Raw genomic sequence first — 19,492 nt, 5'->3', positions numbered from 1 at the left:
ATTAAGGGGTATCTAAATGAATGAAAAATGGACAATTATAGATGCATTGCGCCATTCAAGACATGATTGGCTCAATCGTATGCAGATGGTGAAAGGAAACCTTTCACTTGGAAAAGTGGAAGAAATTCATAGTCTCATCGATCGTTTTGTCCAAGAAGCGAGACAAGAATCCAATCTGATGGGGCTATCAATGCCTTTATTTTCAGAGTGGATTTTAACATATAATTGGAAACAGCAGCCGTGCTTATTGGAGTACGAAGTATTAGGGAAATTACATAACTTATCTCACTTAGATGAGACTGTATGTACATGGACGAATCAATTTTTCTCAATGCTTCAGCATAGTTTAGACGTATATGTTGAAAATTATGTTTGTATCACAATTGAATGTGACGCGGAGAATGCTCGTTTCTTTTTTGATTTTCGTGGTAAGCTAACGAGTGTAGAAGAACTACAAAATTGGCTTGCGACCCAAAACAATAAATGGTATTCCATTTCTTATACAGTGCGAGACGAAGAAGTCTCAGTTATATTACAACCAATTGAAAAAAGTGTGGTGAAATAATGTTTGTAGATCAGGTCAAGATATATGTAAAAGGCGGCGACGGTGGTAACGGTATGGTTGCGTATCGTCGTGAGAAGTATGTTCCTAAAGGTGGCCCAGCAGGTGGTGACGGCGGTAAAGGTGCAGATGTTGTTTTCGTAGTTGAGGAAGGCTTACGTACATTAATGGACTTCCGCTACCAACGTCATTTCAAAGCTGATCGCGGTCAGCACGGAATGAGTAAAGGTCAGCACGGGCGTAAATCTGAAGATTTACTTGTAAAGGTTCCGCCAGGAACAGTAGTAAAAGATGAAAAAACTGGTCAAATTCTTGCCGATTTAGTAACGCATGGACAAACTGCTGTAATTGCAAAAGGTGGCCGTGGTGGCCGTGGTAACTCACGTTTTGCAACAGCTACGAACCCAGCGCCAGAAATCGCTGAGAACGGGGAACCAGGTCAAGAGCGTGATGTCATTCTAGAACTTAAAGTACTAGCAGACGTTGGACTTGTTGGATTCCCAAGTGTAGGTAAATCTACATTATTATCTGTTGTATCATCAGCGCGTCCGAAAATTGCAGAGTATCACTTCACAACAATCGTTCCGAATCTTGGTGTTGTTGAAACTGGTGATAACCGCAGCTTCGTTATGGCTGACCTTCCAGGACTAATTGAAGGCGCACATGCTGGCGTCGGACTTGGACACCAATTCTTACGTCATATTGAGCGTACACGTGTAATCGTGCATGTTATTGATATGTCTGGTTTAGAAGGCCGTGAGCCATATGAAGATTACGTAACGATTAATAATGAATTGAAAGAATACAATCTTCGCTTAACTGAGCGTCCACAAGTTGTTGTTGCAAACAAAATGGATATGCCAGATGCAGAAGAAAACTTACAAGCATTTAAAGAGAAAGTGGGAGACGAAGTAAAAATCTTCCCAATCTCAGCTGTAACAAGACAAGGTGTTCGTGACTTACTGTTTGAAGTAGCAAACTTAATAGAAACAACACCAGAATTCCCAATACATGAAGTTGCGGATGAGTCTGATACAAGTGTAATGTACAAATTTGATACTGAAGGTGTTAAATTTGAAATTACACGTGAAAGTGATGGCACGTTTGTTATCTCTGGTTACGATATCGAGAAAACATTCAAGATGACAGACTTCTCACGTGATGAATCTATACGTCGTTTCGCTCGTCAAATGCGCGGAATGGGTATTGATGAAGCGCTTCGTGCACGTGGTGCAAAAGACGGAGATATTGTGAAAATTCTTGAATATGAATTTGAATTTATCGATTAAGACTGCCGAAATACGGCAGTCTTTTTTTATATCGTAAAAATCGGATTTATATAGGAAAAAATCCCCACTAATTAAATTTTCAATTTATAATGGAAAAAGGAGTAAATGTAGAAGAATTCTTTTATGGGGAGAAAAAGAACATGTATAAAATATTAATTGTAGAAGACGATGAGAAAATTGCGGGAATATTAGAGGAGCATTTAGAAAGGTATGGCTATCAATCATTTAGAGCAAGTGATTTACGTCATATAAAAGATGAGTTTGTAAAAATAAATCCTCATCTTGTGTTACTTGATATTAATTTACCGTACTTTGACGGTTTTTATTGGTGTCGTCAAATTCGTACTGTATCGAATGCGCCGATTATTTTTGTTTCTGCAAGAACAGGGGAAATGGATCAAGTAATGGCGATTGAAAATGGCGGCGATGATTATATTACGAAGCCATTCCATTTAGATATCGTAATGGCAAAGGTGAAGAGTGCGCTTCGCCGTGGCTATGGAGAGTATGCCTCTGCTGCTGAGAGTGATTGTTTAGGTGTAAATGGACTGTTGTTATTCCCGTCCCAGCATATCGTTGAGTGGCAGGGACAACAAACTGAACTGACAAAAAATGAGTTTTACTTATTAGAGTGTTTAATGAAACAGGTGAATCAATATGTAACGCGTGAAGAACTGTTAGAAGCTCTATGGGATGAAGTAGCATTTGTGGATGATAATACATTAACCGTAAATGTAAAACGTGTAAGGAAGAAACTAGAAGAGCTAGGCATTAAAAATGCAATTGTAACGAAACGTGGATATGGTTATGCGCTTCTTACAGAGTGGGGCGAAGGGCATGAAGGTTAAAAATTACCTCATGGACCGCTTTTCTTTAATTCTTTCTTATATTGTTAGCCTTTGTTTATTTGGGCTTGTTTTGCAGTTGCAAAGTCTTTTAGAAAAGAAATCCATTGATTGGAGTACGTGGTTATATGGACTTTTATTAGGAACAGTTGTGTTTACTGTATACCTCATTTACGATTACCGAAAACGGAGTGTGTTTTTAAAGAGTATCAAAAAGTATGTTACTGGCGGAAATACATTACATGACTCTTTACTTATTGATGAATCTTATACATTAGAGCAAGAAATGGTCGTTGAATCTTTTACGTTATTAAGACAGCAATATATGAATGAAGTTCATAAACAGCATGCGAAAGAGCAACAGCAAATGATATTTATGAACCAATGGATTCACCAAATGAAAACACCAGTATCTGTTATTGAATTATTGTTGCAGAAGTTTGGCAAGGAGCATCGTGAGGCAAGAGCAACAGTTGAAAGTATTCGTGAAGAAAATAACCGTATACTAAATGGTTTAGATTTAGCGTTACATATGGCAAGGCTAGAGCAGTTTGCGAAGGATTATAAAGTAGAAGTAGTAAATGTTATAGATGTCGTGCGAGGTATTATTAATGAAAATCGAAAATCCTTCATTCAATCGTCTGTATTTCCGAAAGTGATGTTTGAAGAAGATACTTGTATGGTTGCATCTGATAGAAAATGGCTGAGTATTGCTATAGGTCAAATTGTTGTAAACGCAATCAAGTATACAAAAATTTCAGCGGCAGAGAAAAAAGAAATTCAATTTCAAATTGAAGAGAAAAATCAAAAGGTGTTATTACATATTAAGGACAATGGAATTGGTATTCCAGAGCAAGACGTAAAGCGCATATTTGATCCATTCTTTACGGGAATAAATGGACGTAAAACGAGAGAAGCGACTGGGATGGGCTTATATATTACGAAGGAAATTTGCGATAATTTACATCATGGAATATATGTTCAATCGGCTGAAGGAGAAGGAACAACATTCACGTTCCAATTTGCAAAAGATGAAGAGTATCATACATTAATGAGAAAAATGACAAAACTGTAAGATAACAAAACGTTTTGTAAGGGAAATCACTCGTTTCTTTTTCTTATTTTTCTTATAGTAAATGTAAGAAGAAAACACATAGGGGGATTAGAAATGAGTGTTCTTGAAGTAAAAGGATTAACGAAGGTGTACCAATCAAAAGGTTCAGTAGCGACGACTGCTTTAAACGATATAAATTTTAAAATAGAAGAAGGCGAATTTGTAGGGATTATGGGTCCTTCAGGAAGCGGGAAAACGACGCTTTTAAATTTATTAGCAACAATTGATAAGCAAACTTCAGGTCATGTGCTTGTAAATGGTGAAGAAATTAATCAAATGCGTGCTGCAAAATTAGCGGAGTTTCGCCGTACACATTTAGGGTTCATCTTTCAAGATTTTAATTTACTTGATACGTTATCCATTAAAGAAAATATTATTTTACCACTTGTAATGGCGAAGAAATCTGTAAATGAAATCGATGCGAAAGTACTGGAAATTGCGAAGTTTTTAAACATCGAAGAAATTTTAAATAAAAAAGTATACGAAGTATCTGGGGGACAACAACAACGTGCAGCAGCAGCGAGAGCAATCATTCATGAACCGACGTTAATTTTAGCAGATGAGCCAACTGGAAACTTAGATTCGAAGTCAGCGAAATCGCTAATGGGCGCTCTGCAAGATTTACACGAGCAAAAGAAAGTAACGATTGCAATGGTTACGCACGATCCAGTAGCGGCTAGTTATTGTGAACGTATCCTTTTCATACGCGATGGAGAAATTTTCTCGGAAATACATAAAGGAAGAACGAAACAAGCCTTTTTCCAAGAAATTCTGGACGTACTTGCGATGCTAGGAGGAGAGTATCATGAACTTTCGCCAGCTCGCGCTTAATAATGTAAAAGGAAATTGGCGTAACTATAAAGCGTTTCTTATAAGTAGTTGTTTATCGATTGTCGTATTTTTCATGTATGCTTCTTTTATTTATCATCCAGATGTCGTAAGCGGTAATATTAGTATGAGGAAGATGATCACAAAAGGATTAGAATCGATGAATTATATTGTGGTCATCTTCTCGGCACTCTTTATTTTATATGCAAATTCAACGTTTTTTACGAGCAAGAAAAAAAGAGTTTGGTCTACTAACATTAATTGGCGGAACGAAATCGCAGCTCGGCCGAATGATTATATTAGAGCAACTGATGTTAGGTAGTATTGCAATTGTAGTTGGTATTGGGGCTGGAATGCTTTGTTCAAAATTATTTTTCCAAGCGTTAAGCGTATTATTGAAAATAGATAAGACACTTCCACTCGTTTGGAATAGTAAAGCAATTCTTATTACAGCTGGTGTATACTTTATTCTATTTTTAATCCTATCATTGTTTAGTGTTTGGACAGTCGGGCGCTTGCAAATTATTGATTTATTAAGAGAAGCAAGAAAGCAAAAAGTAGAGCCGTTTGCATTTACATGGTTATGTGTAGTTGGTATAGGATGTATTATTGCTGCGTATGTACTTAGCTTCCAAGTAACGTTTCTGAATTTCCTCATCCTCTTTTTACCGGTGGTAGGACTGACAATTGGCGGAACGTATTTACTATTTACACAAGGTAGTACAGTCGTATTAAAAGCATTGCAAAAACGAAAACAATCTTTTTATACGTACCCAAATATGTTCGTCCTTAGTAACCTTATTTATAAAATGAAAGATAATGCTCGTTTTCTATTTGTAATTTCTATTATTACGGCGGTTGTATCCTCGGCAGTTGGCACGCTTTACGTATATTTTGAGGATATGAGTTATAAAACGGTAGTCAAAACTCCACATGCTATTTCATATGAGGAAAAGGGGTTAAATACGCATAACCTTATTAATGAAGAAAAGGTACAGCAGCTTGTGAAGAGACACGGGTTTGAAGATGCGCGAAAAGTAACCTACGTTAAACTACCGGCAACACAGAAAATAACGTTGTTTAATAGTGAACATGAAGTACCGATGACGATTATTTCAGAAAAAGAATATAATGCAGAAGTGCGTGAACAAAAGAGAGAGCAAGTTACAGAAGTTCATAATGCACCAGGCAGTGCAACGATGGTTATGGTCGATATGGCAAATGAACTGATGAAGATAGACCGTACGAAACCGTATGAATTTACAATTAACGGACAAAAGCAGTCTGTTCAGTTAAATAGCCCAACTTCATTTTCTGTTTTTAATGATAGTGAATATCTCGTTGTAAATGATCAAGATTTTGAGAAGTATGCAAAACTTGTACCAGATGAAGAAAAGACGAAATATTACGGTTATTATATTGAGGATTGGAAAAGTACAGAAGATCTTGTATTAGATTTGAAAAATGAAATTGCACCAGAAAAGCAAGGAGAATTGAGAAATTCAGTGTTTGCGTATAAGGATATAAGAGAAGGTGGAGCGATTACAATGTTCATCGGTTTCTTCGTGGCGGTACTATTCTTCTTCTTCGCTTGTAGTATGACATACTTTAAATGGTTTAACGATAAAGAACAAGATCGTATTCAATTTAAATCGTTAAAGAGAATCGGTATGACAGATAAAGAAATTCGCAAAATTGCGATTCGACAAATGGGAGTTATCTTCTTTATACCAATTTTAATCGGTTCAATTCATAGTGGATTTGCTCTTCATACGTTAGGGAAAATGCTTTATATTAATTTGTGGAAATCAGGTGCGCTTGTAATTGGAGCATACATTTTAGCTTCTGCCATTTACTTTATGATCGCGCAAAGAGGATATTTAAAACACGTAAAAAGCTAGGGGAACCTCTAGCTTTTTGCCTATGTAGTAAGTTACAGGAGGAAGATAGATGAACATTCGGCAACTAGCGCTGCAAAATATAAAAGGAAATTGGCGTAATTATAAAGTGTTTTTCTTAAGTAGTTGTTTTGCAATATTTGCATCTTTTGCATATATGTCTATCATTGTACATCCGTATATGCAAGAGACGATGTGGTATCAAAACGTACGCTGGGGACTTATCATATGTAATGTTATAATTATTTCTTTTTTCGTCATATTTATTTTGTACTCTACTTCTATTTTCATAGAAGCACGTAAGAAAGAATTAGGGTTATATATGTTAATGGGAGCAACGAAGTCTAACGTAATAGGAGTAATTATGACCGAGCAAATATTAATTGGAATTTTTGCTAATATTTTCGGTATAGGGCTGGGCTTGATCTTTTTAAAGCTCTTCTTCATGGTGTTTAGTATGTTACTGGGGCTTCCGAAAGAACTCCCTGTTATATTTGACGTAAGTGCGATTGGTGTAACATTTATTACATATATGGTCGTTTTTATTCTGTTATCTTTTATAAGTGCTTTACGTATATGGAATATAAAAATCATTCGGTTATTGAAAGAATTTCGAACAGATAAAAAAGAGAAGAAAACATCAAAGTGGCTTTGTATATTCGGCTTTATTTGTTTAGGGATAGGATATGCGTTAGCGCTACAAGTGACGATGGCTACGATAGCAATATACTTTTTCCCTGTGTCTATACTTGTCTTTTTTGGAACGTACTTTTCTTTCGCGCATGGAGCTACCCAAGTGTTAGAAATGATAAAGCGAAATAAAAAGATTATGTATACATATCCGTATTTATTTATAGTGAATCAATTGTCACATCGAATGAAGGAAAATGGTCGCTTTTTCTTTCTGATGTCTATGGCAACGACGTTTGTAGTTACGGCAACAGGTACGGTGTTCTTGTATTTTTCTAGCATGCAAGATATGTGGCGAACGGGAGGGGTACACTCGTTTTCGTACATAGAAAAAGGTATTTCTACTTATGAAGTCTTTGAAGAAGGTGCGGTTGAAAAATTACTGAATCAATATGGGTATGATGATTTTCAATATATGAGTTTTGTTGGAGTGTATGCATCCTTTCAGTCTAATAAAGGAGAAACAACAATAGCACCGCTTATAAAAGAAAGTGATTATAACCAAGAAGCGAGGAAACAAAAACAGAAAACATATCATCCTAAAAAAGATACAGTGACACTCGTTTATTATAATAAATACAATAATTCGAATGTATATAATCAAAAAGAGATTCAATTGCAAGTAATGAATCAACCATATCAATTCGTATTTAACGGTCAGAAAGAAGGGGTTCAATTTAACTATCACCCTTCGTACATTAATGGTCTGTTCTTCGTTATGAATGATGAAGACTTTGACAATATAGCAAATAAGGTTCCTGATTCTGAAAAGATGATATATAGAGGCTACACATTATCAAATATCGAAAAGACGAAGAAATTGAACGAAGATTTACGGAAACATATGAAACAAGATAATAATAATGCATTTCGAAGTAATATGGAGTTATATGTAAGTATGAAAGAAGGCGGCGATATTACTCTATTTGTGGGCTCGTTTATTAGTATATTATTCTTTCTTACTTCATGTAGTATCGTGTATTTTAAATGGTTCCATAATATTGCATCGGACCGAAAGCAGTATGGTGCACTCTCTAAACTTGGAATGACGAAGGAAGAAGTATGGAAAATTTCTCGTTGGCAATTATGTATGCTATTTTTTGCGCCAATTATAGTAGGGAGTATGCATAGTGCAGTTGCGTTATATACGTTTCATAATACTTTTTTTATGGATGGATCATTAAAAAAAGTAGGTTTGTTCATTCTGTTTTATATCGTAGCATGTATCATTTATTTCTTTTTCGCTCAAAGAGAATATAAGAAACATTTAGACTAGCAAATGCTAGTCTTTTTTTTAATATTCGAAATTTACATAGAAGAATATAAAAAAGTATGGTATAACAGTAAGAAAACGAAAAAGAGGGGAAAAGACGATGATTCGAGTAGGATATTTAGGGCCAGAAGCAACATTTACAAATATGGCGGTGAGTCGTTTTTTTCCGGAAGCAGATCATGTACCGTATCGAACGATTCCAGATTGTATAGATGCAGCTGCAAATGAAAATGTAGACTTCGCAGTCGTACCGTTAGAAAATGCAATAGAAGGTTCAGTGAATATAACGGTTGATTATCTTGTACATGAGCAGCCGCTTTCTATTGTAGGAGAAATTACAGTACCAATTCAGCAGCATTTACTTGTACATCCGCAGTATGCAGAAGTGTGGGATGAAGTATATGCGGTGCATTCTCATCCGCATGCCATTGCACAGTGCCATAAGTTTTTAAATGAAGAATTAAAAGGAGTAACTGTTCGAGATATGACATCCACAAGTGCCGCTGCGCAATATGTGAAAGAACATCCTGAAGAAAAAATTGCTGCTATTGCAAATGAAGCAGCTGCAGAAAAATACGGATTAACAATTGTAAGACGTAGTATTCATACGCATAAAAATAATCACACACGTTTCCTAGTACTTCATAAGAAAAAGAAAGCAATACTCCCGAATAACGGAGAAAACCGCGGAGAGAAAACGACGCTTATGATAACGTTACCTGCAGATTATGCAGGTGCCCTATATCAAGTGTTATCAGCTTTCGCATGGAGAAAATTAAACTTATCAAAAATCGAATCGCGTCCGATGAAAACAGGTCTTGGAAATTACTTTTTCTTAATCGATGTCGATAAAGCATACGATGACGTATTGTTACCAGGTGTAACGATGGAACTTGAAGCGCTCGGTTTTTCTGTTACTGTACTGGGGAGCTATTCTTCTTATTGGTTGTAAGATGTAGATGGAATATTTGTATTTGTCTAATCGTCCATATCATTTCATTGCCTAGTATATTTTTTGATAGATTAATAAAATCCCACCTGCAAAAGGTGGGATTCTTTATCCCGCTATTTGCCGGGCAGCCTGATTGGTGAGGGCTGATTAAAGTTTCACTTTATTTTAACTTCGCAAGACGATCTTCTAACTGACCACGCCAAATATCAGCTAGTTCTGGAACAGCAAGAATTTTTTCAATGCCATCTTTATCTTTTCTATTATGAAAATAAATTTCGTTAGAGAACAAAACAGAAACATTGCTCGGCTGACGTTCTAGTAATGTAATTTTAGAATCTTTACGTACAGTACCTTCTTGAAGAACACGGCATAGGTAACCAGTAAATCCAGTTGCTACAATACGCGGCAGTATGCCAGGGATGCCAAGACGTTTTGAAATTGTGCTACAAGGTACGCGCGCTTGTGTCACTTGAATAATCGCTTCACCTAATTTGTATGTATCTCCGATGCAAACATCATGCTCTAACATATTTGTTACGGTAATGTTTTCGCCAAATGCGGAAGCTGGAAGTGTTGTTTGAAATTCTTTTTCCCATAGTGCGTAATGCTCGTGTGAGTACACACAAACTGCGCGATCAGGTCCACCGTGGTGTTTTAAATCTGCTACATCATCACCAAGGAAGCCATCTTTTGATAGGAAAGCTTCTTCGGTAAGTTCTTTACATATACCGGTAATCATTTCTTTATCTTCGCCATATTTCATTTGTTTCGGTTTGCCAATGCTAAAGTGAACGAGTTCAATTCCCATATTTGATCTCCTTTACGATTGATTACAATATTATAGCATTAAAAAAGCACAGAGAATGATAAAAACTCTGTGCTTTACATTAATAAACGAGAAATCCTGCTTTATCTAACGCCTCACAAGCAGCATCTAATTTTTCTTTAGAATCTGCCTCGATTGTATGTAAGTGAATACCATCTGTTAGTTGTGAAAGATAGGAAGCATTTGTGTTTTCGATTTTTTGTAAATATTGCTCTACATCAAAGCGATTGCTTACCATAATGGATGCTGTTAAGTCGCCGTATACAGGATGCTCAACTTTTACGTCTTTAATCGTAACACCATGGTCAACAAGCGTTGTGAGTTCCTGACGTACTTCTGCTGGTTTATGTTGGCATACAATTACGCGTTCGAAAGTTTGTTGCTTCTCTTGTGGCTTTAAATATAAATAACCTTGAGCAGTCGCAATAATTGGTTCGTTTCGTGCTTTAAGCAAGGAAATATCTTGCACGATAACTTGTCTACTTACGTTCGTCTTTTTCGATAGTTCATTCCCCGATAACGGTTCATTTGCAGCAAGAAGCCACTGGAGGATAAGCTGTCGTCTTTCTTCACCTAAAATCTTTTTTTGTTCATTTTGTTTCATTATGATTTAACACCTCTATAAAATTGATTTCCAATTGTGTGTAGTGCATGAATAGTAGTATCAATTTGATCTTTCGTTGTTTGTTGTCCGAAAGAGAAGCGGACATATTGTTTGGCCTCTTCATACGTTTTTCCAATTGCAAGCATAGTTTTCGAAGGTTCTTGTTTACCGACTTGGCAAGCACTTCCGGTGGAAATGGCAATACCATGACGATTACATTCTAGCATAGTATATTGACCTTCTATTCCTTTTATTGTAACCCCAACAATATGTGGTAAACAAGAAGTAGAATGACCTTCTACTTCAATTTCTAGCGGAAGTGTTTGTATTTGCTCTAAAAAGTAGGATCGTAACTCTTTAAAACGTAAACTTTCTTCCCATTGAGTTTTTAATATATTTTCAGCAGCTGTTAAAAAAGATGCGATGCCGGGAACGTTCACTGTACCTGGGCGAAATCCTTTTTCGTGAGAAGTTCCTGGAAATACTTGTTCCCAGCGAGATTGCGGATTTATGTAGCAAGCGCCGACACCTTTTGGGCCGTATATTTTATGTGCTGAAACAGAAAGACTATCAATCCCCATCTCAAAAACATGGATAGGCAGTTTACCAAATGTTTGCACACAATCCGTATGAAATAAAACATTATATGTTTTTAAAAGTGCACCGATTTCTGTAATGTTTTGAACGGTTCCGATTTCAGAGTTTCCATGCTGTATACTTGCTAGCACAGTATCCTCTGTAATAGCTGCCTCTAAATCTACTAAACAAATGAGTCCGCTTTTATCAACAGGAATTTCAGTGATCGTATAGCCTTTTGATTTTAGAGATTGAAAATAACTTCGAATGGATGCATGTTCCATAGGTGTCGTAATAATATGCTTCTTATTTCGGGCATTTAGAAGTGATTGAATCGCAAGATAGTTCGATTCCGATCCACCGCTTGTGAAAAATACTCCTTGTTCTTTGCCTCCAATCATTTCTGCAAATGTTTTTCGGCAAACTTGTAATAAAGAAGAAGCTGTTCCTCCAATATCATGTAAACTTTGTTCATTTCCGAAGTATTGCGAAGCTGCTTTCATATATGTTTGTAACGCTTCCTCGCTCATAGGTGTAGTAGCTGCATAGTCAAGATATATCATCATGTAAGTTCCTCTCTCTAGTAAGAGTTACATTTCTTTTACTTTTTAAATGGTAGTGAAAATAAGAATTATAAAAAAACTCTTGTCATTATTTTAAAACTATGTAAATATAGGTGTCAAGACAGTTGAAAAGTGTAAAGTAGGAGGCAACAATTATGCCAAGTGCAGATGTCTTAATTATTGGAAGTGGCGTTGCGGCACTTCGTGTTGCAAAAGAGATTTGTCACGAAAAGAATGTGATTATTATCACAAAGGAGACGAAACGTAATAATAATACACATTTAGCTCAAGGTGGAATTGCCGCAGCGGTAGCTACATATGACAATCCTAATGATCATTTTGAAGATACGTTAGTAGCAGGGTGTCGTTATAACAATGAAGAAGTGGTCCGTTATTTAGTCGAGGAAGGACCGAAAGAAATTAATAACCTTATTGAAAGAGGAATGAAATTTGATGGAGATGAAACAGGTCCTCATCTTGGAAAAGAAGGAGCGCATCGAAAACGTCGTATTTTACATGCAGGTGGCGATGCAACAGGAAAGAATTTATTAGAGCATCTTATTCAAGAAGTAGCTCCATACGTTACGGTAGTGGAACAGGAAATGGTGCTCGATTTTATTATAGAAAAAGATAAATGTGTTGGGGCTTTAACTCGCAACAATAAAGGAGAACTGAAACGTTACAATGCAGATTATACGGTGTTAGCTTCAGGCGGTATTGGCGGTTTATACGCCTTTACTTCTAATGATGAGACAATTACAGGCGATGGACTTGCAATGGTGTACCGTGCAGGCGGAGAGCTTGTAGATTTAGAGTTTATACAATTTCATCCGACGATGTTATACGCGGGTGGGCGTTGTTCCGGCCTCGTGTCCGAAGCCGTTCGCGGAGAAGGAGCTGTCCTTATAAATGGCAAAGGGCAGCGTTTTATGATGGATATACATTCCGAACAGGATCTAGCACCTCGTGATGTAGTCGCAAGGGCTATTCATGAACAGCTACTTGCGGGTGAAAAAGTGTACTTAAACATCGAAATGATTCAAAACTTTGAACAACGCTTTCCGACCGTGTCATCGATATGTAAAACGAATGGAGTCGATATAAATAAAAACCTTATTCCAGTCGTGCCCGGTACTCATTTTCACATGGGTGGCGTGAAAACGAACTGTGATGGAGAGACGTCTATTCCGAACCTATACGCAGTCGGAGAAGTAGCTTGTAATGGGGTTCATGGTGCAAATAGATTAGCGAGTAATTCATTATTAGAAGGTCTTGTGTTTGGAGGAAGAATCGGAAGGCACATTTTATCTAGAGAGACAAAAGAAAAGGTGAACATGCTAGCCGACAAAGAAGCAAAGTTTATCGTTCTGAATCATTTACCGACGAAAGAAGAAATACAAAAATGCATGATGAAATATGTTGGGATTGTGCGAACAGAGCAAAGTTTATCTTATGCGAAGAGATGGCTTAGTAAGTATGGTGTTCGAAATATGATATTACAACATGATGTTCTTACGAATGAAGAGATAACGCTTATTAATATGTTAACAGTTTGTGAGCTTATAGTTGTTTCAGCCCTGCAAAGAGAAGAAAGTATTGGCGGGCATTACCGAAGTGATTATCCAGATAGAAATATAGGAAAGAAAGAGATTGTTCGAGTAAAGAGAAAACTACAACTTGTGTGATGAGGGGAAGAGGGGCTTTATGAACACGATAAAAGTTAAAGAAGCATTAAATCGATTTTTTTTAGAAGATATAGGAGAAAGAGATGTAACATCTCAGCTTATTTTTCCAGATAACTTACTTTCGAAAGGAACGTTTCTTGCAAAGGATACAGGGGTCTTTGCAGGACGTTTAGTAATTGAATCAGGATTTAAATTAATTGATGAGAGAATTGAAGTAGAGCTTCATAAAAAAGATGGGGATCTTGTAGAAAAAGGCGAAATCATTGCAACTGTGCAAGGGCCAATTGCATCGTTATTAACAGCAGAGCGCGTTATATTAAACGTTATTCAGCGTATGAGCGGAATAGCGATGATGACGCGTAAAGCGGTTCTTGCTTTAGATAGTAGCCATACTCGCATTTGTGATACGCGAAAAACGATGCCAGGACTACGTATGTTTGATAAGTATGCAGTCGTGTGTGGTGGTGGATTTAATCATCGCTTCGGTTTATATGATGGTGTCATGATTAAAGACAATCATATTGCGTTTGCTGGTTCTATTACAAAAGCTGTTACATCAGTGAAAGAAAAGTTAGGACATATGGTGAAAGTAGAAGTAGAAACAGAAACTGAGGAACAGGTGAGAGAGGCTGTTGCTGCTGGTGCGGATATTATTATGTTCGATAATCGTACGCCAGATGAAATCCGGGAGTTTTCGAAAATTGTACCAAGCGCTATCGTTACAGAAGCTTCAGGGGGCATCACAATTGAAGATTTATCAAAATACGGAAAAACAGGGGTAGATTATATTTCACTTGGAGCGTTAACACATTCAGTGAAAGCACTTGATATTAGTTTCAATATTAAAGGGTAAGGAAAGTGGCTTAGAGGGGGAGAAACGTATATGAGTATTTTAGAACAAGTACAGCCAATTGAAACGATGTTACCAGAGCCTTATTACACGATGTCAACGGAAGATATGGAAAAGCGTGTTCGTGAAATTAAAGAGAAGATGGGGAAAATGTTATTCATTCCAGGGCATCATTATCAAAAAGATGAAGTGGTACAATTTTCAGATGCAGCAGGGGATTCACTTCAGCTTGCGCAAGTTGCAGCGAGCAATAAAGACGCAAAATATATTGTGTTTTGCGGGGTGCACTTTATGGCGGAAACAGCAGATATGTTAACGACAGATGATCAAGTTGTCATCTTACCAGATATGCGTGCAGGTTGTTCGATGGCGGATATGGCAGATATTGAACAAACAGAAAGAGCGTGGAAAGAGTTAAAGAAATTATTTGGAGATACGATGATTCCGTTAACATATGTGAACTCTACAGCTGCAATTAAAGCGTTTTGTGGTCGTAACGGAGGAGCAACAGTAACTTCTTCTAATGCAAAGCAAATGGTATCTTGGGCGTTTACTCAAAAAGAGCGTCTCGTCTTTTTACCAGACCAACATTTAGGGAGAAATACAGCGTACGATTTAGGTATCCCGTTAGATAAAATGGCAGTATGGGACCCACACACAGATTCATTAGAGTACGATGGGGATATAGAAGAAATTCAAGTGATTTTATGGAAAGGGCATTGTTCTGTTCATCAAAATTTTACAGTGAAGAACATTGAGAGCGTACGAAAAAATCATCCTGATATGAATATTATTGTACATCCAGAATGTTGCTATGAAGTGGTAGCTGCTTCAGATTATGCAGGCTCAACGAAGTATATTATTGATATGATTGAATCGGCGCCATCTGGTAGCAAATGGGCGATTGGTACAGAAATGAATTTAGTGAACCGAATTATTCAGCAACATCCAGATAAAGAAATTGTTTCACTTAATCCATTTATGTGTCCATGCTTAACGATGAACCGAATTGATTTGCCTCACTTATTATGGGTACTTGAAACGATAGAAAGAGGAGAAGAAATTAACGTTATTAGCGTAGATAAACAAGTAACGGCAGAAGCGGTTCTTGCATTAAATCGTATGTTAGAGCGTGTGTAAAGCAACGGTATTCCCGTTGCTTTTTTTCATACATATAATCATAACAAGAACAAAATGGGCATACATTGTTTTGAAGAAATCATTGTGGTTCTTTATGCTTATTCCACTTCGAATGATATTGAAAATCGAAGAAGTGATAAAAGTGAAAAGAAGTTAATGTTATTTAGAAAGAGTTACTTCATGAGATTTGTTACTTATAGATAAGTTATACAGGAGGGGGAAAATTTGAAAATTCATATCGTGCAAAAAGGGGATACCCTTTGGAAAATTGCGAAAAAGTACGGAGTGGATTTTGATACGTTGAAAAAAACAAATACACAACTTAGTAATCCAGATTTAATCATGCCAGGTATGAAAATTAAAGTGCCATCCAAGAGTGTTCACATGAAACAACAGGCTGGAGCAGGTTCAGCGCCTCCAAAGCAATACGTAAAAGAAGTGCAACAAAAAGAATTTGCAGCAACACCAACTCCACTTGGAATAGAAGATGAAGAAGAAGTTACGTATCAATCAGCACCAATTACACAGCAGCCAGCTATGCAACAAACACAAAAAGAAGTGCAAGTAAAACCGCAGAAGGAAATGCAGGTAAAGCCGCAAAAAGAAGTACAGGTGAAACCGCAAAAAGAGGTGCAAAAAGAACAGCCAATTCAAAAAGAGAAACCAATTGAAAAACCGTCTGTTATTCAAAAACCACCTGTGATAGAAAAACAAAAACCGGCGGAAAAAGAAAACACGAAGTTTTCGGTAAATGTATTGCCACAGCCGCCACAACCACCAATAAAACCGAAAAAAGAATATAAAATTTCAGATGTAATAAAAAAAGGAAGCGAGTTAATTGCTCCTCAAATTAGTAAAATGAAACCTAACAATATCATTTCTCCGCAAACGAAAAAAAATAATATAGTATCGCCGCAAGTGAAGAAAGAGAATGTAGGTAATATAATAACGCCGCAAGTGAAGAAAGAAAATGTAGGGAATATAGTGTCACCGCAAGTCAAGAAAGAAAATGTAGGAAATATAATGTCACCACAAGTGAAGAAAGAAAATGTAGGGAATATAGTGTCACCACAAGTGAAGAAAGAAAATGTAGGGAATATAGTGTCACCACAAGTGAAGAAAGAGAATATAGGGAATATAATATCGCCACAAGTGAAGAAAGAAAACGTAGGGAATATAGTGTCACCACAAGTCAAGAAAGAAAACGTAGGGAATATAGTGTCACCAAATGTATCGAAAGAAAATGTAGTTATTCCACAAGTCATACCGCCAAATATTCAAATGCCAAATATAATGCCAATCATGGATAACAACCAACCACCGAATATAATGCCAATCATGGATAACAACCAACCACCGAATATGATGCCGATAATGGATAACAACCAACCACCGAATATGATGCCGATAATGGATAACAACCAACCACCGAATATGATGCCGATAATGGATAACAACCAACCACCGAATATAATGCCAATTATGGATAACAATCAAATGCCGAATATGATGCCGATAATGGATAACAATCAAATGCCGAATATGATGCCGATAATGGATAACAATCAAATGCCGAATATGATGCCGATAATGGATAACAACCAACCACCGAATATGATGCCAATTATGGATAACAATCAAATGCCGAATATAATGCCGATAATGGATAACAATCAAATGCCGAATATGATGCCGATAATGGATAACAATCAAATGCCGAATATGATGCCAATTATGGATAACAATCAAATGCCGAATATGATGCCATATCAAATGCCGTATCAACAGCCCATGATGCCGCCGAATCCGTATTATCAACAACCAAATCCATATCAAATGCCATATCAGCAAGGAGCGCCGTTTGGACCACAATATACGTCTATGCCAAATCCGAATATGATGCCAATGGATAATAATATGCCGCCGCTTGTGCAGGGTGAGGAAGATTGTGGATGCGGAGGAGAAAGTAGACTATATAGTCCACAACCAGGTGGTCCGCAATATGCGAATCCTTTATATTATCAACCAACTCAGTCTGCATATGCACCACAGCCAGGAACGATGTATTATCAACCAGATCCACCAAATGTATTTGGAGAGCCCGTTTCAGAAGAAGAGGACGAAGAAGTTTAAAAAGGCGGGAGTATTCCCGCCTTTTTTGCATGCGTGTTAATTAAGAAAATGTAGTTTTTTTATGAGGTGCTAGAAAATTCCCAGTGAAATATTAACAGTGTAAAAACCTTCTCTGTTACTCATCATAAGAGGGAGCTTTTCAGTAGAGAAGCTCATTCTAACAGAGGGGGTTTTTGTATTGAATACGAAAGTAAAAGTGATTGCTGCTTCTTTGTTAGTTACCAGTGCATTAGCTGCATGTGGTACACCAAAAGATAACAATGCAATGGATGGACGTAACTACAATTACGAACGTACATCTTATAATGATACACACCAGTATCGTGATAATGTGACACGTAATGATCGTTATACAGATTATGTAACATATAGAAATGGTCGTAACGATACAGGATACAATTATTATCGAGATGTAAATTACAATGGACAAATTGCTAATCCGCATCCAACTCGTAATATTACAATGAACAATTCATACATTAACAATGATGGTAAAACAGCTGAAAGAATAACAAATCGTGTGAAACGTATGAATAACGTAGACCGTGTGTCTACAGTTGTATATGGAAACGATGTAGCGATTGCGGTAAAGCCACGTAACACAGTGACAAATGAAACGGCGATGGCGAACGAAATTCGTCAAGCGGTTTCAAATGAAGTTGGAAACAGAAACGTATATGTTTCTGTAAGAAATGATATGTTTACTCGTGTCGATGCAATGAGTACGCGTCTACGTAACGGTACAGTTACAAACGATTTTAATCGTGACATAGTGAATATGTTCCGAGACATTCGTTACGGTTTAACTGGTACAGTGCGATAACAAAACAAAAGAGGAAGGGTGAGCCCTTCCTCTTTATTCATCGTTGTCTTGTAAACGACGTTTTTTAATAAAATAACTAACGGAGTAAGAAACTAAAAAGCATATGAAAAGAATACTACCTGTTAAAATAGCTTCAAACAGTGGTCTTTCTGGACTGAAAATAATATAAATAATAGCCATAACGATTCCTACAATAAGGGAGCGGAAGACAAGTTTATAATAAGGAGTTAACTTTATTTCCTTTTCACTTTCTTCTACATCGATTGAAACACTTAACTGTAAATAACTAAGGACGATACTTGTAAGAATAAATAATAGCCATAATGGAGATTTCGTAATTTGATCCATTCCTTCAGTGAATCCGATATAGCCTAAAATGCCAATTATACCAAGCGATTGAAAAAGAAAGGCAATACGTATGTTTTTTAATGTTTTCAGAATGAGACGTTCATCCTTTATTTTTTTCACAATATCCATCTCCTGTTTATTATGATTTCGCTGTTATATTAATTGTAACATATATGTTACTTTTATCAATTTATAATTTGCATATTATTCAGTTGGATAAAAGAGGGAATAAAATATTTTTATAAACATGTTGCACTTATAATTTATTAATGTTATATTAACAAAGCGATGAGCTAATTTACGTAAGACGAGAGATATGCTTAAGTGCTAAACACGCGAATGTGGTCGCCTGGTCTCTCGCCGTAAACGCATCAAGACGCCTGCTTTGCAGGCGTCTTTCATTTTATATAAAAGTAAATGATACATGCAGATGAGGTAAACCCTTATCTGCATTTTTTATTTTTCGAAAGAAATGTAATATGGATAAAACCCC

15 protein-coding genes and 2 pseudogenes are annotated in these 19,492 nt (G+C 36.7%); 13 read left to right on the top strand and 4 right to left on the bottom strand.

Annotation, left to right across the window (positions count from 1 at the left end; genetic code table 11):
* The first annotated feature begins 16 nt into the window (after nt 1-16).
* The 8 genes and pseudogenes from MHH27_RS22815 to pheA all read left to right on the top strand — a co-directional run bounded on the left by MHH27_RS22815 (nt 17) and on the right by pheA (nt 9,451).
* Entirely contained in the window at nt 17-565 is a 549-nt protein-coding gene (locus tag MHH27_RS22815) for a sporulation initiation phosphotransferase B (RefSeq protein WP_001003587.1), read from the top strand.
* On the top strand, nt 565-1,851 hold the full coding sequence (gene obgE, locus MHH27_RS22810) for a GTPase ObgE (RefSeq protein WP_000497130.1): 1,287 nt from the start codon (nt 565-567) through the stop codon (nt 1,849-1,851). Before MHH27_RS22815 ends, obgE begins: the two co-directional genes overlap by 1 nt.
* 140 nt (nt 1,852-1,991) lie before the next feature.
* Complete coding sequence (locus MHH27_RS22805) at nt 1,992-2,699, top strand: response regulator transcription factor (protein WP_002082113.1); 708 nt, start codon at nt 1,992-1,994, stop codon at nt 2,697-2,699.
* The gene (locus MHH27_RS22800) at nt 2,689-3,771 is read left to right on the top strand and encodes a HAMP domain-containing histidine kinase (protein WP_000865403.1); all 1,083 of its coding nucleotides are present in this window, start codon (nt 2,689-2,691) and stop codon (nt 3,769-3,771) included. The genes MHH27_RS22805 and MHH27_RS22800 overlap by 11 nt, the downstream gene beginning before the upstream one ends.
* A gap of 93 nt (nt 3,772-3,864) precedes the next feature.
* The gene (locus MHH27_RS22795) at nt 3,865-4,641 is read left to right on the top strand and encodes an ABC transporter ATP-binding protein (RefSeq protein ID WP_000114529.1); all 777 of its coding nucleotides are present in this window, start codon (nt 3,865-3,867) and stop codon (nt 4,639-4,641) included.
* Nucleotides 4,616-6,539: pseudogene (locus tag MHH27_RS22790) on the top strand (FtsX-like permease family protein). Before MHH27_RS22795 ends, MHH27_RS22790 begins: the two are co-directional and overlap by 26 nt.
* Before the next feature lie 49 nt (nt 6,540-6,588).
* Nucleotides 6,589-8,502, top strand: a complete 1,914-nt coding sequence (locus tag MHH27_RS22785) for an ABC transporter permease (RefSeq protein WP_090976996.1) — start codon at nt 6,589-6,591, stop codon at nt 8,500-8,502.
* Between the two features lie 97 nt (nt 8,503-8,599).
* On the top strand, nt 8,600-9,451 hold the full coding sequence (gene pheA / locus MHH27_RS22780) for a prephenate dehydratase (RefSeq protein ID WP_000621693.1): 852 nt from the start codon (nt 8,600-8,602) through the stop codon (nt 9,449-9,451).
* Between the two features lie 160 nt (nt 9,452-9,611).
* On the opposite strand, the gene MHH27_RS22775 is transcribed toward pheA, so the two are convergent.
* The 3 genes from MHH27_RS22775 to MHH27_RS22765 form a co-directional block, all read right to left on the bottom strand.
* Nucleotides 9,612-10,259 carry an MOSC domain-containing protein gene (locus MHH27_RS22775; RefSeq protein WP_090976998.1) on the bottom strand — a complete coding sequence of 216 codons (648 nt, stop codon included), beginning with the start codon at nt 10,257-10,259 and terminating at the stop codon, nt 9,612-9,614.
* Between the two features lie 79 nt (nt 10,260-10,338).
* The gene (locus MHH27_RS22770; RefSeq protein WP_053563610.1) at nt 10,339-10,881 is read right to left on the bottom strand and encodes a transcription repressor NadR; all 543 of its coding nucleotides are present in this window, start codon (nt 10,879-10,881) and stop codon (nt 10,339-10,341) included.
* Nucleotides 10,881-12,023 carry an IscS subfamily cysteine desulfurase gene (locus tag MHH27_RS22765; protein WP_069356236.1) on the bottom strand — a complete coding sequence of 381 codons (1,143 nt, stop codon included), beginning with the start codon at nt 12,021-12,023 and terminating at the stop codon, nt 10,881-10,883. Before MHH27_RS22765 ends, MHH27_RS22770 begins: the two co-directional genes overlap by 1 nt.
* A gap of 152 nt (nt 12,024-12,175) precedes the next feature.
* Here MHH27_RS22765 and nadB point away from each other — a divergent pair, with 152 nt between their 5' ends.
* The 5 genes and pseudogenes from nadB to MHH27_RS22740 all read left to right on the top strand — a co-directional run bounded on the left by nadB (nt 12,176) and on the right by MHH27_RS22740 (nt 18,651).
* Nucleotides 12,176-13,705, top strand: coding sequence for an L-aspartate oxidase (nadB, locus tag MHH27_RS22760; RefSeq protein ID WP_090977000.1), 1,530 nt, complete (start codon nt 12,176-12,178; stop codon nt 13,703-13,705).
* A gap of 19 nt (nt 13,706-13,724) precedes the next feature.
* Nucleotides 13,725-14,558: a carboxylating nicotinate-nucleotide diphosphorylase gene (gene nadC, locus MHH27_RS22755; protein WP_340944123.1), complete on the top strand. Its 834-nt coding sequence runs from the start codon at nt 13,725-13,727 to the stop codon at nt 14,556-14,558.
* Nucleotides 14,559-14,588: 30 nt separating this feature from the next.
* A complete protein-coding gene (nadA, locus tag MHH27_RS22750; RefSeq protein WP_090977005.1) occupies nt 14,589-15,695 on the top strand; it encodes a quinolinate synthase NadA in 1,107 nt (368 codons plus the stop codon).
* A gap of 225 nt (nt 15,696-15,920) precedes the next feature.
* Nucleotides 15,921-16,077, top strand: a pseudogene (safA, locus tag MHH27_RS32070) (SafA/ExsA family spore coat assembly protein); the annotation flags it as partial.
* 1,929 nt (nt 16,078-18,006) lie between these two features.
* Nucleotides 18,007-18,651 carry a YhcN/YlaJ family sporulation lipoprotein gene (locus MHH27_RS22740; protein WP_001093537.1) on the top strand — a complete coding sequence of 215 codons (645 nt, stop codon included), beginning with the start codon at nt 18,007-18,009 and terminating at the stop codon, nt 18,649-18,651.
* Between the two features lie 33 nt (nt 18,652-18,684).
* Here the strand turns inward: MHH27_RS22740 and MHH27_RS22735 are convergent, their stop codons facing one another.
* Complete coding sequence (locus tag MHH27_RS22735; protein ID WP_023523099.1) at nt 18,685-19,119, bottom strand: hypothetical protein; 435 nt, start codon at nt 19,117-19,119, stop codon at nt 18,685-18,687.
* Nucleotides 19,120-19,492: the final 373 nt, after the last annotated feature.

This window comes from Bacillus sp. FSL L8-0152 (assembly GCF_038006365.1).
In the GTDB taxonomy this organism is placed as follows: Bacteria; Bacillota; Bacilli; order Bacillales; family Bacillaceae_G; genus Bacillus_A; species Bacillus_A cereus.
The sequence above is the reverse complement of the archived record's forward strand: the minus strand, read 5'-3'. Positions and strand labels throughout refer to the sequence as shown.

Coding starts and splice junctions, on each gene's coding strand:
- nadA (WP_090977005.1), top strand. CDS start 14,589: ATGAGTATTTTAGAACAAGTACAGCCAATTGAAACGATGTTACCAGAG.
- MHH27_RS22795 (WP_000114529.1), top strand. CDS start 3,865: ATGAGTGTTCTTGAAGTAAAAGGATTAACGAAGGTGTACCAATCAAAA.
- MHH27_RS22785 (WP_090976996.1), top strand. CDS start 6,589: ATGAACATTCGGCAACTAGCGCTGCAAAATATAAAAGGAAATTGGCGT.
- nadB (WP_090977000.1), top strand. CDS start 12,176: ATGCCAAGTGCAGATGTCTTAATTATTGGAAGTGGCGTTGCGGCACTT.
- MHH27_RS22770 (WP_053563610.1), bottom strand. CDS start 10,881: ATGAAACAAAATGAACAAAAAAAGATTTTAGGTGAAGAAAGACGACAG.
- nadC (WP_340944123.1), top strand. CDS start 13,725: ATGAACACGATAAAAGTTAAAGAAGCATTAAATCGATTTTTTTTAGAA.
- MHH27_RS22775 (WP_090976998.1), bottom strand. CDS start 10,259: ATGGGAATTGAACTCGTTCACTTTAGCATTGGCAAACCGAAACAAATG.
- obgE (WP_000497130.1), top strand. CDS start 565: ATGTTTGTAGATCAGGTCAAGATATATGTAAAAGGCGGCGACGGTGGT.
- MHH27_RS22765 (WP_069356236.1), bottom strand. CDS start 12,023: ATGATGATATATCTTGACTATGCAGCTACTACACCTATGAGCGAGGAA.
- pheA (WP_000621693.1), top strand. CDS start 8,600: ATGATTCGAGTAGGATATTTAGGGCCAGAAGCAACATTTACAAATATG.
- MHH27_RS22805 (WP_002082113.1), top strand. CDS start 1,992: ATGTATAAAATATTAATTGTAGAAGACGATGAGAAAATTGCGGGAATA.
- MHH27_RS22815 (WP_001003587.1), top strand. CDS start 17: ATGAATGAAAAATGGACAATTATAGATGCATTGCGCCATTCAAGACAT.
- MHH27_RS22800 (WP_000865403.1), top strand. CDS start 2,689: ATGAAGGTTAAAAATTACCTCATGGACCGCTTTTCTTTAATTCTTTCT.